Here is a 15,044-nt window from a genome sequence, read left to right as displayed (position 1 = left end):
CGACGACGGCGCCGGTCACACGGTGCGGCGGGCCTGCTGGGCCTCGCGGTTGACGGCCCAGGCGTCCGCCACCGGGCCCAGGTGGGCGAGCTTGTCGGGGTTGGTCACCGAGTGGATCGTCCGGACCCGGCCCTCGCGGATCTCCAGCGTCCAGGTGTTGAGGACCTTGCCGTCCCGGTCGCGGAGGATCGCGCCGGGCTCGCCGTTGAGCTCGCGGGCCTCCAGGGTGACGTCCACCCGCGCGAGGGTGGTGAAGAAGGTGGTGAGCAGCCGGGCCACGGGGTCGTCGCCGACGACGGTCCTGGCCAGCTGCGGGGCCTTGCCGCCGCCGTCGCCGACCACCTGCGCGTCGGCGGCGAGCAGTTCGCGCACACCGTCGACGTCACCCTCCTTCAGGGCGTCGAAGAACCGCCCGGCGAGCTCCTCGCACTCCTTGCGGTCGGCCTCGAACCGGGGCCGGCCCTCGTCCATGTGCCGGCGCGCCCGCACCGCGAGCTGCCGGCACGCCGCCTCCGAGCGTCCCACCGCGGCCGCGATCTCCGGGAAGCCGAAGGCGAACACCTCCCGCAGCACGAACACCGCCCGCTCCAGCGGGGAGAGCCGCTCCAGCAGCAACAGGGCCGCCGTGGACAGCGAGTCGACGAGTTCGGCGGAGCGCGCCGGGTCCTCGTAGGAGTCGGTGAGCAGGGGTTCGGGCAGCCACGGTCCGACGTAGGTCTCGCGCCGGACGCGGGCCGAGCGCAGCACGTCCAGGGAGATCCTGGTCACCGTGGTCGACAGGTAGGCCTTGGCCGATCTGGGCTCGGTCGTGGAGGCGTTCCAGCGCAGCCAGGTCTCCTGGACCGCGTCCTCGGCCTCGCTGACGCTGCCCAGGATGCGGTAGGCGATCGCGAACAGCAGCGGCCGCAGTTCCTCGAACTCCTCGGTCCGTGTCACGCCGGCTCCTCCCTCTTTCTTCTACGGTCCTCACGATCCCGTCCGGCCGGGTCTCGCATGTCGGTTCAGGTCGGCGCGGGGGCGTCCGCGGGGGCGGGGCCCGGGTCCTTGACCCAGCGGATGGTGTGGATCCGCCCGTCGAGGACGTCGAGGGCGAGGGCGCTGAGGACGGTGCCGTTGCGGTCGCGGAAGACCGCGCCGGGACGGTGGTCCACGTCCTGCGGTTCCAGGGTGACGCCGACACCGACCAGTGCCGGGACGATCGTGGCGAGGACCCGGGCGACGTGCTCGGCGCCGGCGATGCGGCGCGGCCAGGGCGGGGTGGCGCCGGTGCCGTCGTGCGCCGTCGACAGGGTGGCGGTGATGCGCCGGCAGGCCGCTTCCGAGCAGCCGACGGCGGCCGCGATCTGGGCGGTGCCGCAGCCGAGCACCTCGCGCAGCACGAACACGGCGCGCTCCAGCGGGTTGAGCCGTTCCAGCAGGGACAGCGCGGCCGCCGCCTGCGCCCAGGCGGGTTCCACCGGCCTCGGCCGGGTGCCGCGCTGGGTTTCGAGGCAGATCCGGGTGACCGCGGCGACGAGGAAGCGGCGGCCCGAGGCGGGCTGTTCGGGGGTGGCCTCGTAACGCAGCCACGCCTGGTGCACGGCGTCCTCGGCCCGGCTCGCGCTGCCCAGCATCCGGTGGGCGATCGAGAACAGCAGGGGCCGCGCCTCCTGGAACTCTTCGAACCGGCTCATGCTGGCCCCTCCTTGGATCCGGGCGGGCGTCGGGCCACCGTCGCCCTCGCACCTCGTGCGGTCGGCGGCTGCGCTGTCGGTCGCGGCACCCGTACGGCGGGAGGTCCTCGGGCGTGGCCCTGCCCTGCCCTGCGGGCGTACGTCATGGCGCGGGGGTCCGGGGCCGCGGGTGCGACGACATGCCGACACGCCCGCCCGTCTCCGGGGGGATGGAGACGGGCGGGACGACTCGCAGCCCCACCCTAGGCGGGTGCCGGGCCCATGTCCCGTGCCCGCCAGGGGAGTTCGAGCCGGCCTGCCGCGGAGGTCGAGCGTCCGGGGCGGTACCGGTCCGGGGGCGGGGGTCGGGGAGTCGGGGGGCGCGGCCCCGGTCCGGTGTCAGGGGCGGTCCTGGTCGGCGTAGACGGCGAGGAACGCGGCGAGTTGGCGTACGGTCCCGCCGCCGGCCGGGCCGAGGGCGGTGAAGGGGACGGGGACGCTGTGGCCGAGGCTCGCCGACAGGGTGCTGTGCGTGCGCAGGGCGGCGGCGGCAAGGCGGCCGGACGGGCGGGGGGCATGGTCCGGGGCGGTGCCCGCCATGGAGCGGGCCTCCGCCCAGGCCTGGGAGGTGAGTTCGGCGGTCCGTGCGTGTGTCGTCGGGGTCGGCATGACGGCACTCCTCGCTTGTCGGGTACGGAGGCGGAACGGGTTGCTGAGGGGACGGTGGCGGGCTAGCGCGGCTCGGGGAGCATGAGCAGCCGCTGGGGGTGCAAGGTGGTGTGCGCCGCCGCGCGGACCCGGCCGCCCGGCGGGAGGGTCAGCCGCCACTCGCGGACCACCGCGCCGAGCAGGATCTCCAGCTCCTTCCAGGCGAACGCCTCCCCCACGCACCCCCGGGCACCGGCGCCGAAGGGGAGGTAGGAGGCGTCGTGCGCGGACGGTCTCAGGGTCAGCCAGCGGTCGGGGTCGAAGCGGTGCGGGTCCGGGTAGCGGGCGGGGTCGCGGTGCAGGAGGTAGGAGCTGAACATCACGTGGGTGCCGGCGCGCAGCGCGCGGTCGCCGAGGGTGACGTCGGCGAGGGTCCTGCGGCAGGTGATCCACACCGGCGGGTACAGGCGCAGCACCTCCATCAGGAACCGCAGGGTGTAGCCGGGCGGGCCGTGCCCGTGGCCGACGCGGTCGCTGTCGCCCGCGGCGGCCGTGCGGGCCAGGTCCTTGAGGACCTTCTCCTCGATCAGAGGGTGCTCGGACAGCGTGTACAGGGCCCAGGACATCACCGAGGCGGTGGTGACGGTGGCCGCGGTCAGCATCATCACGGCCTCGCCGCAGACCTCGTCGGCGCTCAGCGCGGGGGTGCCGGGGCGCCCGGGGTCCGACAGCAGGGCCGCGAGGTAGCCCGCCGTGGCGTCCGGGGAGTCCAACTGGGCGGCGATGAGCGCGCGGAGGTCCGCGAAGGCCTGCGCCGAGCGCCGGGACGTGCTCTGCCGCCGGGCCCGCGCCGCCGCGTTGCCGTACAGCGGCTTGCTGATCAACTCCCAGGCCACGACGGCGAGTTGGCGCTCCAGCCTGCTCGACGCCTCGCGGGTGAGCCCGGCGAAGAGGGTCCGCAGCGCGATCGCGGCGGCCGCCCGGCACATCGCGGCCTGGACGTCGACCTCCTGTCCGGTCCGCCACGCGGCGGCGGTGTCGCGGGCGACCTCCGCCATGACCGGGGTGTGGTCGGCGACGGCCGCGCCGCGCAGGTACGGGTGGGCCAGCCGCCGGTAGTGCCGGTGCAGGACGTCGTCCTGCGCGAGGAGCCCCGCGCGGCTGAGCAGCCTGGCCTTCTGGAAGAGCTCGCCCTTGCCGTAGCGCTTGCCGTCCTTGATCAGGACGCGGTGGACCAGGGCCGGGTCGGTGACGAACTCGGCCCTCTCGCCGTCCACCGACACGGTGCGGACCGGGTGGCCCCCGAGGAGCCGCTCCATCCGGCTGAAGCGGAACTCCAGGGGGCCGTTCGCGCTACGCGGCTGCGGAGACATCGTCGGCGGCGTCCTCGACCGAGGGCATCTGGTCCAGCCGGCTGCGGGTCTGGAAGCGGTAGTACGGCTGGAGCTTGTAGTACTCCTCGCCGGACGCCGTCATCGCCGCGTACACCATCTTCGGGTCCTCGCGGCCGTAGGGCATGTGCGCGAGGAAGTGCTCGATCTTCGGGCCGAGGCGGGCGGGCAGCGACAGCGGGTCCTGGGTCTTCACGCCGAAGGCGAGGCGTTCGATCCGCGGGGAGTCCCAGCTCAGCGTGGCGTAGAGGCCGAAGGCCTTCCCGCAGAACGCCTGCATCTGCTCGCTGGGGTCGGGCATGCCCAGGGCGCGGTGCATGCCCAGGACCTCCGAGGGGTGGTGCAGTGCGTCGGGGAAGCCGGTGAAGTACAGGTTGACGGTGTTGCTGCGGTAGTCGATGGCGACGACGTCGACCTTCTCGGACAGTCCGCGGTCGGCGAAGAAGGCGAAGTTCTCGGCGAGGCTCGGCGGCATCGACGGCAGGTCGCGGAGCGTGGCGAGGCTCTGGCCCTCGCCGCCGGGGAAGTACACCCAGATCTTGCGGAAGCCGCCGACGATCCCGAAGTCGATGCCGTAGCTGTCGATGGGGCAGTGGCGCTGGATGTCGGCGAGGAGGGACTCCGCGGGGCGGCCCGTCTCGGTGATCAGGCCGTGGTCGCGGGCCCGCAGGTAGGGGTCGATGGTCCGGGGCATCGTGAAGCGGCAGTCGAACTCCCCCTCGTGGCGGGCGTTGGTCGCCACCCGGAAGGCGATGACGGCGTGGGGGAGCGCGTCCTCGTACGCCTCGAGGATGGGCAGGACCTTCTCGCGCGCGCAGGCGACGTCGATGAGCCCCGCCGATTCCTCGACACCGGCCAGGAGGTCCGCCAGCTGCGTGCTTCCCGACATTCTTCCTCCAACTGTCGTGCTCGGGCAGGTCACTTGTTGCGGTAGGCCACGCGCAGGGCCATGTTGGACAGCTCGGCGCGCCACTCCTGGGCGATGGGCGCGTCGTCGATGGCCGCGCGGCCCTTCTCGACGAGGCCGGCGATGTGCCGTTCGACGTCGTCGGGGACGCCGGTGTCCAGCAGCCGGGCGCGCACCTCGTCGGGGGTGTGTCCCGGTTCGGTGATGAGGCCGCGGATGCGGTCGTCGCGCTGCATCGCCCAGCCCAGCAGCAGGGTCATCTTGTGCTGGCTGAAGTCGAGGCCGGCGGTCTTGCCGGTCTGGGCGGCGTCGCCGAACGCGTCGAGCAGGTCGTCGCGGAGCTGGAACGCCTCACCGACGGCCTCGCCGTACTCGGCGAGGGCGGGGGCGAGGTCGGCGCGGCCCGCCGCGCTCGCGCCGACGACCAGGGGGCGGTGGATGGTGTACCGCCCGGACTTGATCAGGGCGATCAGCCGGGACAGCGCCGGGTCGACGGAGAACTCGGCGGCCGCGGCGACGTCCATGTACTGGCCGATCATCACCTCGGAGCGCAGCCGGTGCCATTCGGCGAGGCCGCCGGAGGGGGCGCCGGACATCAGCTCGTCGGAGTAGACCAGCGCGAGGTCGCCGACGAGGAGGGCGACGCCCTCACCGAACCGGCGGGACTCGCCCTGCCAGCCGCGGCTGCGGTGCAGCGTGGAGTGCAGGACGTGCACGGCGGGCTTGCCGCGGCGGGTGCGGGAGTCGTCCAGGACGTCGTCGTGGACGAGGGCGGAGATGTGCAGCAGCTCCAGGGCCGCGGCCGCGTCGATGATGCCGGGGTCGTCGCGGTCGCCGCCCGCGGCGAGGTAGCCGGCGATGCAGAACGCCGGGCGGACCAGCTTGCCGCCGGCCTCGACCAGGTCGCTCAGCGCGTCGATGGCGACGACGGCCCGCTCGTCGACCTCGGCGTAGCGGGCGCGTTCGGCGGCGAGGAAGGAGACGAGCCGGTCCTGTACGCGCCCCAGCAACTCCTCGACGGTGCGCCGGGCGGAGGCGGCCGACTCCTGGGCCCGGACGGTCCGGGGGATCACTTCAGTGGTCACGACACATCTCCTTGGACAGAGCTTTGCGCTGTGGCGACAAACGCGAAGGGGTGACCGCGTCAGATTGCGCGGTGCGAATGCAGCGGAGCTGGAGCGTGGTTGGAGTGGAAGCCAAGCGGAACGGCAGGTGACCGGCGGGAAAGGGGCCCGCGGGAGAAAGGGGCGGGCCTGCTCGACCGGAATCCGAGCCATTGCCGAGCGCGGTGGCTGAGGGTCGTGCCGTATGTCGCGCACGTAACCCGACCCTTGGAGGACCTCATGCCGGAACCCGCTGGATTGGACAAGGTCTATTCGGCGGTCGAGGAAATGGCCCGGCTGCTGGATGTGCCTTTCTCACCCGAGCAGCTCTCGCCGGCCGTGACGGCATTCGGGGACGAACTCCCGGTGGCCCACATCGTCTTCAGCATGGCGGCCGGTGACAGCCATCGCGGGGAGCTCGACTTCGACTTCTCGGTGTCCCCCCAGGGCGCCGACCCCTACGCCACCGCGCTGGCCCACGGCCTCATCGAGGAGACGGACCACCCGGTCGGCTCGCTGCTGGCGGAGGTCCAGGCGCGCTGCGCCATCGCCAGCTACGGCGTCGAGTACGGCATCATCGGCGGCTTCAAGAAGTCGTACGCCTTCTTCCCGCTCGACGACTTCCCGCCGGCGGCGAAGTTCGCGGGCATCCCGTCCATGCCGCCCGCCCTGACCGGGCACGCGGACCTCCTGACCCGCCTCGGCCTGGACCACACGGTGTCGGCCATCGGGGTCAACTACCCCAAGCGCACCCTGAACGTGTACCTCGCCATGCAGGCGGTGGAGCCGGAGACCAAGCTCGCGCTGGTGCGCGCGCTGGGGTTCCCGGAGCCGGACGAGCGGGTCGCGGAGTTCGTGAAGCGGTCCTTCTCCATCTATCCCACCTTCAACTGGGACTCCTCCGCGGTCGAGCGCATCTGCTTCTCGGTGAAGACGAAGAACCCGCAGGAGCTGCCGGCGCCCTTCGACCCGGACATCGACAAGTTCGCGCGCGAGGTGCCCCATGTGTACGAGGGGGGCCGCGAGTTCGTCTCCGCGGTGGCGCTGGCGCCGTCCGGCGAGGCGTACTACAAGCTCGCCGCCTACGTCCAGAAGGCGCAAGGGTCCTCGAACGCCGCTTTCGCCGCCGACCGGCACGACGCCGCGGCATAAAGCGCAAGTCGACCCGCTCTGTGGTGAGACTCGAGCGGGCGGCGGCAAAGTCTTGCCGCGACTCGATCCCTTCACGATCGATTCTCTATTCGAACCGGGCCGATCCATTCGGGTCCGGATGTGCCGACAGCGGGCGTCAAGTCCGCACCAAGTGCCTGGCAAGTCGACGGCAAGCGGAATGGGTGACCATTCCCGCGATAGCCGATGTTTTCACCTGGAGGGTGAGCACGCATGTCTACTGCGACCGAAGTCGAAGAACAGCAGGCCATCATCACCGCCTATGGCGAGGCATTCGCGAAGGCGGGCGCGGCAGCGTACAACGGGCCGCGCGAGAAGCTTGCCGAGAACATCGTCCGGCTCACTCTGGAGTTCTTCGAGGACCCCGAGTGGCAGCCGCGGCTCCTCCAGGCCGTGCGCACCGCGACCGCGAGCGAGGAGGGCGCGGAGCCGATGCGCAACCTGTTCTCCGCGCAGGTCTTCGCGCAGGCGGGCGTCGCCCTTGACGAGGACCCGCTGAGCATCGACGAGCTCGCCGGCAAGCTCAGCATCAAGGCGATCAACATCAACGCCTCGGCCTCGCAGCTGTGGGGCGTTTTCCTGTGGCGTTACGTCCTGCGCGTGGAGCCGATCGCGTCGGCGTCGATCGACGAGATCGTCGAGCTCCTCACGCCCACGGTCCAGCGCTACATCGTCGGCTAGTCACCACACCGGCCAGCGGAAGGAACCGTCCGGCCCCGGATCCCTGGGAGACCACTAACGTCATGAGTATCTCAAGCAAAGATTCACTAGACCCGGCAGGCGGCCGGACCGGCGGCGACCCCCGGCGCTGGAAGGCGCTGGCCGTCCTCACCGCGGTGCAGTTCATGCTCATGCTGGACGTCACCGTGGTGAACATCGCGCTCCCCAACATCCAGGACGATCTCGGTTTCTCCACCGAGGGGCTCGCCTGGGTGGTCAACGGCTATCTGCTGATGGCCGCCGGCTTCCTGCTGCTGGGCGGGCGGATCGCCGACCTGCTCGGCCGCCGCAGGGTGTTCGTGACAGGTGTTCTGCTCTTCGGCGTCTCCTCCATCATGTGCGGCGCCGCGAACAGCCCCGGTCTGCTCGTCGCGGGCCGGTTCCTGCAGGGCTTCGGTGAGGCGCTCGCGGCCCCGGCCGCGCTGGGTCTGATCGCCGTGCTGTTCACCGACTCCAAGGAGCGCGCCAAGGCGCTGGGCATCTGGGGCGGACTGGCGGCGCTCGGCGGTGCGGTCGGCTCGGTCGTCGGTGGTCTGGTGACCGACTTCATCGACTGGCGCTGGGTGTTCTACATCAACATCCCGATCGTGGTGCTGGCGCTGCTGATGATCCCGCGCCTGATGCCGGAGAGCCGGATGGCCCGCCGTGACGGCCAGAGCCTGGACCTGGTCGGTGCGGTCACCGTCACCGGCGGTCTGGTGGCCGTCGTCTACGGTCTGCTGGAGGCCGCCGAGGACTCCTGGGGCTCCTCGAACGTGCTGCTGCCGCTGGCGGGCGGTATCGCCGCGCTGATCTTCACGGCCGTGTGGGAGTCGCGTGTTCCCGAGCCGATGATCCCGCTGCGCTTCTTCAACAACCGCACGCGTGTGACGAGCAACGTCGTCAGCATGATGTCGTTCGCGTCCTTCTACACCTACGCGTTCGTGGCGACGCTGTTCCTCCAGCAGGTGCTCGACTACTCGCCGATGGAGACGGGTCTGGCCTACATCCCGCTCACCATCGCGACGGGTGTGGGCATGGGTGTGTCCACCGCGCTGATGCCCCGCATCGGCGTCAAGCCCCTGGTGGTCATCGCGTTCTTCGGCTCCGCCCTCGGCCAGTTCATCGCCGCGAGCGGCTTCGCCCCGGACGCCAGTTACGTCGGCGGGGTCATGCCCGGCCTGGTGGTCTTCGCGCTGTTCAACGGCATGGGCTTCCCCGTCCTGATCAACGGTGGTCTGCACGAGGTCACCGGGCAGGACGCGGGTCTGGCCTCCGGTGTGCAGACGTCGATGCAGCAGATCGGCGCGGCTCTCGGCCTCGCGACCCTGGTGCCCGTCGCGCTGCGGTACATCACCGACCACGCCGGCGACGGCAACCCGGCCGCGGTCGCCTCCGACGGCTTCGCGCTGGCGCTGTACGTCGGCGCGGGTGTGCTCGCCGCCGCGGGTGTGATCGCCCTGTTCCTGCTCGGCCAGGTGAGCGCCGAGAAGCGGGACGCGCACGCGGAGGCCGCCGGTGTGCTGGCGGAGGAGGCGCCGGCCGTCGAGACCACCGAGGTCCGCACGCAGTCGCCCACCAACCAGACCGCCAAGGCGTGAGCGTGGCCTGAGCTGCACGCCCTCGCGGCAGAACACGAAAGCACCACCCCCGGATCCGTCCGGGGGTGGTGCTTTCGTGTGGGCTACAGCTCGGCCGGCAGGGGTGAGTGGCGCAGTGCGCCGTGCCCGGACAGCGGGCGGCGGGTGTTCCAGTGCGGTGCGTGCTGGTCCGTGGCGGGCGTGGGGCGCCGGGCCGGCTGCATGGCCGCCCGGGGCCGCGGTCGCCAGTCCAGGGACGGCGCGTGGGTGAGGATCTGCTGCTCCAGCAGTTGCAGCGCCGGCCGGGGATCGATCCCCAGCTCCTCGGCGAGCCTGCGCTGGTTGGTGCGCAGGACCGCCAGCGCGTCGGCCTGCCGGCCCGCCCGGTACAGGGCCAGGCCCAGCAGTTCGCAGCCGTACTCGCGTAAGGGATGGTCCTGGACGAAGGCCTCCAGCTCGGCCACCGCGATCTCGTGGGCGCCGGCCGCGAGCAGGGCCGCGCAGCGCCCCTCGACCACCGACAGCCGCAGCTCCTCCAGGCGCGCCACGTCCGGCCGTACGCAGGCGGTCTCCGCGACCTCGGCGTAGGCGGGTCCGCGCCACAGCGCCAGCGCCCCTTCGAACTCGTGGACCGCGGACAGCGGGTCGCCCCGGTCCAGTGCCTGCCGGCCGGCGGCGGCGCGTTCGTCGAAGTGGTGGACGTCGACCTCGACCATCCGGCGGTCGAGCAGGTAGCCGCGCCCGTAGGTGCGCAGCACGGTGGGCCGGGTCCGGGGCGCGCGGCCGGGTTCCAGTACCCGCCGCAGGTTGGCGACGTAGGCGTGGAGGGAGGAGACGGCCGCCGGCGGCGGGTGTCCGGTCCACAGCTCCTCGACGATCGCGTCGCAGGCCACCGGTCGGCCCACCTTGCTGACCAGCAGGGCCAGCAGGGCGCGCTGTTTGGGGGCGCCCAGGTCGACGAGGCGGTCGTCGACGACGGCCTCGATGGGACCCAGGGCGCGGAAGGCGACCATGGGGCGCGGTGCGGGCCGCCGGGCGTCCTCCGCTCGCCCGGGTGCCGTGGTCGCGTCGTCGCGTGCGCGTGCGTGTTCTCTCGCCACGCGGATGCGCAGCGCCTGGTTCGTACGGCGAAGCTCGCGTACCTCGCGTTCCAGTTCCGCGATGCGCCACGCATCCGGAGTGCCGGGGCTCGCGATGCCGGTGTCGACCCTCTCGTCCGCCATCCGTGAACTCCCCTTTCCACGGGTGTGTTTCACCTGTCGTGGATTTCGGGCGGGCAATTGTGCAGCCATTGTGCGGGAGGGCGGAGGGCGGGGTTCTGCGTGCCGAGCGGGCGCCGACCGATCCTTTAGTGACGCTCAAGTGGCGTGGCCGAAAATGGTGGGGTGGGTGGGCGGGGCGACCCGGGGGCCTGGTCGGCGGGGAGCGGCGGCGCGGGGGTAGGGAAGCCGCTCCCCGCCGGCTGGTGGGCCGGGGGTGTCCTGGTGGTGGCGTCAGTCCTCGGCCGCCGCCTTGCGCAGGGCCTCGGCGCGGTCGGTGCGTTCCCAGGTGAAGTCCGGCAGCTCACGGCCGAAGTGGCCGTAGGCGGCGGTCTGCGAGTAGACGGGCCGCAGGAGTTCGAGGTCGCGGATGATGGCGGCGGGGCGCAGGTCGAAGACCTCGGTGATGGCGTCCTCGATCGTGGCGACGGGCACCGTGTGGGTGCCGAAGGTCTCCACGAACAGGCCCACCGGCTCGGCCTTGCCGATCGCGTACGCCACCTGCACCTCGCAGCGTGAGGCAAGACCGGCGGCGACGACGTTCTTGGCGACCCACCGCATCGCGTACGCCGCCGAACGGTCCACCTTGGACGGGTCCTTGCCCGAGAACGCACCCCCACCATGGCGGGCCATCCCGCCATAGGTGTCGATGATGATCTTCCGGCCCGTCAGACCCGCATCACCCATCGGACCACCGATCTCAAAGCGACCGGTCGGGTTCACCAGCAGCCGGTAGCCCTCCGTCTCCAGCTTGATCCCCTCATCCGCGAGCTGCGCGAGCACATGCTCGACGACCTCGTGCCGGATGTCCGGCGTCAACAGCGACTCCAGATCGATGTCCGCCGCGTGCTGCGAGGACACCACCACCGTGTCCAGGCGCACCGCCTTGTCACCGTCGTACTCGATGGTGACCTGCGTCTTGCCGTCCGGACGCAGATACGGGACCGTCCCGTCCTTGCGGACCTCCGTCAAACGGCGCGAAAGCCGGTGGGCCAGCTCGATCGGCAGCGGCATCAGGTTCGGCGTCTCGTCCGTGGCATACCCGAACATCAAGCCCTGGTCGCCCGCACCCTGCCGGTCCAGCTCGTCGTCGTCGCCCTCGACCCGCGTCTCGTACGCGGCGTCGACTCCCTGCGCGATGTCCGCCGACTGCGCACCGATCGACACCGACACACCACACGACGCACCGTCAAAACCCTTGGCCGAGGAGTCGTAGCCGATGTCGAGGATCTTCTCCCGGACGATCGTGGCGATGTCGGCGTACGCGTTGGTCGTCACCTCGCCGGCGATGTGCACCTGGCCGGTGGTGATCAGCGTCTCCACCGCCACGCGCGAGGTGGGGTCCTGGCGCAGCAGCGCGTCGAGGATCGCGTCGCTGATCTGGTCGGCGATCTTGTCTGGGTGTCCCTCGGTCACGGACTCCGAGGTGAACAGGCGGCGGGACATGACTCTCCAAGGTGACTGGGACGGACAGGGGAATGCGGTGAACGCGGCAGTGCCCCGCCGCTCACGGGGCACTGCCGCGGCCTGCGGCGGTTCAGGCGGTCTTCGTCACGTCTGCCGGCTCGGCCGCCGTCCGGCCGGGGGTCAGGGCGTCGGACCCCACGACCGTGACGGCGTGCCGATCACCACTTACGCGGACTTCTGGAGCTGCTCCTCGAACCGCCGGGCCAGTGCGAGGCGCTGCACCTTCAGCGTGGCGGTCCTGGGCAGCTCGGCCTGCGGGATCTGGACGGGGTCGGCGAGCTGGGGGAACGCGGTGACGGCGACGCGCCAGCGGTTCATGTCCAGGGGCTTGTCGTCGACGGTGCAGATCACCGGGACGGGCCGGGAGTCGGGGCCCTGCACCACGACCAGTTCGGTCAGCTCGTGCAGCTGGCCCAGCACGACGTCCTCGATCTCCAGGGAGCTCTTGACGCCGGGGATCATGTCGACCTCGCGGTCGAGCATGTGCAGACAGCCCCACTTGGTGCGGTAACCGACGTCGCCGGTGCGCCACCACTCGCCGTCGCGGTTGGCGTCGTAGCGCTCCTGCTCGCCGAAGTAGGTCTTGGCGATGCCGTCCCAGGCGACCTCGATGTAGCCCGGGTTGGTCTCGGAGGGGGTGTTGCCGTCCCTGCTGACCACCCGGATCCGCGCGGCGCCCTTCGGCATGGCCCAGCCCACACAGCGGCCGTTGGCCTTGTGCGCGGAGTTGCGGAAGTAGGCGCGGCCCACGGCGGGGCCGACCTCGCTCTGCCCGTAGATCTGGAAGAACAGGGCGCCCCGGCGGTCGGAGGCCTTCAGGAGCCTGCTCATGGTGCCGGGGTGGATGGCGTCGAAGGTGGAGCTGAAGACCTTCACCGAGCCGAACGGGGCGCGCGGGTCGTCGGCGAGCTCCTCCCACTCCATCAGGGAGTTGGGCAGCGCCTCGATGAACGCGGGCCGGTGCTTGACGAACTGCTCGGCGACCTCGGCGGGGCCGGTCTCCCGCATCAGCAGGACCGGGTACTCCTTCAGCAGCGCCAGGGACATCGCCGCGACCATCCGCGAGTGCACGAAGGGCACGTTGATCGCGACGGTCTCCTTCTTCCGCATCAGCGACAGCAGCCGCCACTGCGGTACGAGGCGGATGCCCTGGGTGCGGGGCGTGTGCACGACCAGCTTGGGAATGCCGGTGGTGCCGGAGGTGTGGGTGATGACGGCGGCCTCGTCGATGGGCCGTACGACGGGCTTGACCCGGGGGCTGCCCGCGAGTTCGGCGAGCGAGATCGACCCGGGCCGGTGGTCGGCCGAGGTGATGACGCGCCGGGTGAGGTCGTCGAGCGGCACGTCGGCGAGTATGTCGAGCTTGGCGCCGTCGGTGAGCAGGGTCGGTTGGTCGACCCGCTCCAGCAGGACGCCCACGGTGGTGGGGTCCAGCGCCGGCGACAGGTTCACGACGACGCCGCCGATGCGGGAGACGGCGGCGGCAAGCATCCAGTGGTCGGCGTTGGCCGTCTTGTAGATGACGACACGCTCGTCGGGCCGGACCCCGGCCGCCCACAGCCGGCCGGCCAGGTCGTCGACGTACTCGGCGTACTGGGCCACCGTCAGACGCCGTCCGGCCTCGGGCAGGACGCCCAGGTCGTGGTCGAGGGTGATCGGGGTCGACGGGTTGACGGCGGCGGCCATCTCCGGCAGGAGGCCGATGTGAAGACCGCGCTTCTGTATCGATTGATAGGCCACGGAGCCCTTCATCTGGGCTGTCTCCTTCTGTGATGGGCGGTGAACGTTCGGGCGGTCGCCGGCCGTGCGGGGTACGAGGACCTGGGGTTCGCCTCAGAAGGAGTGCGGGCCGAAGCGGCCCCACGCCACGAAGGCGGCGACGGCGAGCAGGACCACGTTCACCACGATCGCCTGCTTCTCGTTGCGGCGCTGGTGCGTCAGGGCAGCGCCGATCATCAGCAGCACCAGTCCGGTGGCGGCCAGGGGCACCAGTACCGGCGCGATGTCGAGAGCGGCCGGGAGGATCAGGCCCAGCCCGGCGAGCACCTCCAGGGCGCCGATGGTCTTGACGGTGCCGGAGCCGAAGTCGTCGACCCAGCCGTAGCCGGCCGCGGCCAGCTTCTGCCTGGGCTGGACCAGCTTCTGGAGACCGCCCGCCAGGCAGGCCGCGCCCAGCACACCCGCGACGATCCACAGGGCAATGTTCATCAGGGTTTCCTTCGACGGATTCGGCTGGAGGAGGCGGCGCCCGGTCACCTGTCAGCGGCTGTCGGGCACCAGCAGGGTGGTCTCCACCTGGGACCGCCACCGGTAGTACGACTGAAGCTTGTGGTACTCCCCGGCGGGCGCCACGGTGATCGCGTAGACGAACTGGTGGCCGTCGGTGCGGTACGGGGAGTTCTTCAGGAAGTGCTCGATGTCCGGCTCGATCGGCACCGGCAGGGACAGCGGGTCGTCGATCATGGCGGCGACGGTGATCCGCTGGACCTTCGGGGAGTCCCAGGTGACGGTGGCGTACAGGCCGAACGCCGCGCCGGCGAACCGCAGCAGCCGCTCGCTCGGCGCGGGCAGCCCGACCTCCGCCAGCAGCGAGGTGAGCGTCTCGCGCCGGAACACCGAGGCGGGCGCCGCCCCGAAGTACAGGTTCACCGACCTGTGCCGGTAGTCGATGCCGACCAGGCTCACCTTCTCGGCCACGCCGTACCGGGTGAACAGCTCCAGGTTCGCCGCGGCGGCCGCCGGCATCGACGGCAGCGCGACCAGTTCGGACAGCGGCTTGAGATCGTCCAGCGGGAAGAAGGACCAGGTCTTCTTGAACCCGCCGACGACCCCGAAGTCGATGCCGCTGAACCCGATGGGGAACCCCGCGTGGAGCTCCCCCAGCAGGCTGCCGACCGGGTGGTCCGTCGCCTCGACCAGCCCGTGCTCCACGGCGACCGCGTACGGGTCCAGGGCCGCCGGGAGCATGGTGTAACGGCAGTCGAGGTCACCGGCGTTGCGCTCCCCCGTGGCCACCCGGAAGGCGGCCACGGCCTGGTCGAGGGTGTCCCCGTAGGCGGCCAGGATCGACCGGACCGTCTGACGCGAGCAGTCCACCCCCACCAGTCGGGAGACTTCCTCGATGATCGAAAGATCTGCCGGGTCGGTGTTGCCCCGCATATCCCCACC

The 15,044-nt window shown here is 71.4% G+C and carries 14 protein-coding genes; 3 read left to right on the top strand and 11 right to left on the bottom strand.

Annotation, left to right across the window (positions count from 1 at the left end):
* Positions 1-15 precede the first annotated feature (15 nt).
* The 6 genes from ACH41F_RS35340 to ACH41F_RS35315 all read right to left on the bottom strand — a co-directional run bounded on the left by ACH41F_RS35340 (position 16) and on the right by ACH41F_RS35315 (position 5,683).
* A complete protein-coding gene (locus ACH41F_RS35340; RefSeq protein ID WP_398839080.1) occupies positions 16-936 on the bottom strand; it encodes an RNA polymerase sigma-70 factor in 921 nt (306 codons plus the stop codon).
* A 65-nt stretch (positions 937-1,001) separates the two neighbouring features.
* Positions 1,002-1,673, bottom strand: a complete 672-nt coding sequence (locus ACH41F_RS35335; RefSeq protein WP_398839078.1) for a sigma factor-like helix-turn-helix DNA-binding protein — start codon at positions 1,671-1,673, stop codon at positions 1,002-1,004.
* Positions 1,674-2,051: 378 nt separating this feature from the next.
* Positions 2,052-2,321: a hypothetical protein gene (locus tag ACH41F_RS35330; RefSeq protein ID WP_398839076.1), complete on the bottom strand. Its 270-nt coding sequence runs from the start codon at positions 2,319-2,321 to the stop codon at positions 2,052-2,054.
* Positions 2,322-2,383: 62 nt separating this feature from the next.
* A complete protein-coding gene (locus tag ACH41F_RS35325) occupies positions 2,384-3,673 on the bottom strand; it encodes a cytochrome P450 (RefSeq protein WP_398839075.1) in 1,290 nt (429 codons plus the stop codon).
* Positions 3,654-4,580, bottom strand: a complete 927-nt coding sequence (locus tag ACH41F_RS35320; RefSeq protein WP_391243409.1) for an aromatic prenyltransferase — start codon at positions 4,578-4,580, stop codon at positions 3,654-3,656. Before ACH41F_RS35320 ends, ACH41F_RS35325 begins: the two co-directional genes overlap by 20 nt.
* Before the next feature lie 29 nt (positions 4,581-4,609).
* Positions 4,610-5,683 carry a polyprenyl synthetase family protein gene (locus tag ACH41F_RS35315; RefSeq protein WP_391243406.1) on the bottom strand — a complete coding sequence of 358 codons (1,074 nt, stop codon included), beginning with the start codon at positions 5,681-5,683 and terminating at the stop codon, positions 4,610-4,612.
* A 258-nt stretch (positions 5,684-5,941) separates the two neighbouring features.
* Between ACH41F_RS35315 and ACH41F_RS35310 the strand changes: the two genes are divergently transcribed.
* From ACH41F_RS35310 to ACH41F_RS35300, 3 genes are all read left to right on the top strand, one after another.
* Positions 5,942-6,853, top strand: coding sequence for an aromatic prenyltransferase (locus ACH41F_RS35310; RefSeq protein WP_391243403.1), 912 nt, complete (start codon positions 5,942-5,944; stop codon positions 6,851-6,853).
* 231 nt (positions 6,854-7,084) lie between these two features.
* A complete protein-coding gene (locus ACH41F_RS35305; protein ID WP_391243400.1) occupies positions 7,085-7,552 on the top strand; it encodes a hypothetical protein in 468 nt (155 codons plus the stop codon).
* Between the two features lie 62 nt (positions 7,553-7,614).
* Positions 7,615-9,171 (top strand): DHA2 family efflux MFS transporter permease subunit, encoded by a 1,557-nt coding sequence (locus ACH41F_RS35300; protein WP_391243397.1) that lies wholly within the window; start codon positions 7,615-7,617, stop codon positions 9,169-9,171.
* An 83-nt stretch (positions 9,172-9,254) separates the two neighbouring features.
* Here ACH41F_RS35300 and ACH41F_RS35295 read toward each other — a convergent pair whose 3' ends face one another.
* The 5 genes from ACH41F_RS35295 to ACH41F_RS35275 all read right to left on the bottom strand — a co-directional run bounded on the left by ACH41F_RS35295 (position 9,255) and on the right by ACH41F_RS35275 (position 15,035).
* The gene (locus tag ACH41F_RS35295; RefSeq protein WP_398839072.1) at positions 9,255-10,373 is read right to left on the bottom strand and encodes a BTAD domain-containing putative transcriptional regulator; all 1,119 of its coding nucleotides are present in this window, start codon (positions 10,371-10,373) and stop codon (positions 9,255-9,257) included.
* 270 nt (positions 10,374-10,643) lie between these two features.
* On the bottom strand, positions 10,644-11,855 hold the full coding sequence (metK, locus tag ACH41F_RS35290; protein ID WP_398839070.1) for a methionine adenosyltransferase: 1,212 nt from the start codon (positions 11,853-11,855) through the stop codon (positions 10,644-10,646).
* 186 nt (positions 11,856-12,041) lie between these two features.
* Positions 12,042-13,628 (bottom strand): AMP-binding protein, encoded by a 1,587-nt coding sequence (locus ACH41F_RS35285; protein ID WP_391243388.1) that lies wholly within the window; start codon positions 13,626-13,628, stop codon positions 12,042-12,044.
* 81 nt (positions 13,629-13,709) lie between these two features.
* Positions 13,710-14,084, bottom strand: a complete 375-nt coding sequence (locus tag ACH41F_RS35280) for a DoxX family protein (RefSeq protein ID WP_391243386.1) — start codon at positions 14,082-14,084, stop codon at positions 13,710-13,712.
* A gap of 51 nt (positions 14,085-14,135) precedes the next feature.
* Positions 14,136-15,035 (bottom strand): aromatic prenyltransferase, encoded by a 900-nt coding sequence (locus ACH41F_RS35275; protein ID WP_391243383.1) that lies wholly within the window; start codon positions 15,033-15,035, stop codon positions 14,136-14,138.
* Between the last annotated feature and the right edge of the window lie 9 nt (positions 15,036-15,044).

Source organism: Streptomyces sp. NPDC020489 (assembly GCF_044386545.1).
Lineage (GTDB): Bacteria > Actinomycetota > Actinomycetes > Streptomycetales > Streptomycetaceae > Streptomyces.
The sequence above is the reverse complement of the archived record's forward strand: the minus strand, read 5'-3'. Positions and strand labels throughout refer to the sequence as shown.

Coding starts and splice junctions, on each gene's coding strand:
- metK (WP_398839070.1), bottom strand. CDS start 11,855: ATGTCCCGCCGCCTGTTCACCTCGGAGTCCGTGACCGAGGGACACCCA.
- ACH41F_RS35335 (WP_398839078.1), bottom strand. CDS start 1,673: ATGAGCCGGTTCGAAGAGTTCCAGGAGGCGCGGCCCCTGCTGTTCTCG.
- ACH41F_RS35305 (WP_391243400.1), top strand. CDS start 7,085: ATGTCTACTGCGACCGAAGTCGAAGAACAGCAGGCCATCATCACCGCC.
- ACH41F_RS35295 (WP_398839072.1), bottom strand. CDS start 10,373: ATGGCGGACGAGAGGGTCGACACCGGCATCGCGAGCCCCGGCACTCCG.
- ACH41F_RS35285 (WP_391243388.1), bottom strand. CDS start 13,628: ATGAAGGGCTCCGTGGCCTATCAATCGATACAGAAGCGCGGTCTTCAC.
- ACH41F_RS35275 (WP_391243383.1), bottom strand. CDS start 15,035: ATGCGGGGCAACACCGACCCGGCAGATCTTTCGATCATCGAGGAAGTC.
- ACH41F_RS35330 (WP_398839076.1), bottom strand. CDS start 2,321: ATGCCGACCCCGACGACACACGCACGGACCGCCGAACTCACCTCCCAG.
- ACH41F_RS35310 (WP_391243403.1), top strand. CDS start 5,942: ATGCCGGAACCCGCTGGATTGGACAAGGTCTATTCGGCGGTCGAGGAA.
- ACH41F_RS35325 (WP_398839075.1), bottom strand. CDS start 3,673: ATGTCTCCGCAGCCGCGTAGCGCGAACGGCCCCCTGGAGTTCCGCTTC.
- ACH41F_RS35280 (WP_391243386.1), bottom strand. CDS start 14,084: ATGAACATTGCCCTGTGGATCGTCGCGGGTGTGCTGGGCGCGGCCTGC.
- ACH41F_RS35300 (WP_391243397.1), top strand. CDS start 7,615: ATGAGTATCTCAAGCAAAGATTCACTAGACCCGGCAGGCGGCCGGACC.
- ACH41F_RS35320 (WP_391243409.1), bottom strand. CDS start 4,580: ATGTCGGGAAGCACGCAGCTGGCGGACCTCCTGGCCGGTGTCGAGGAA.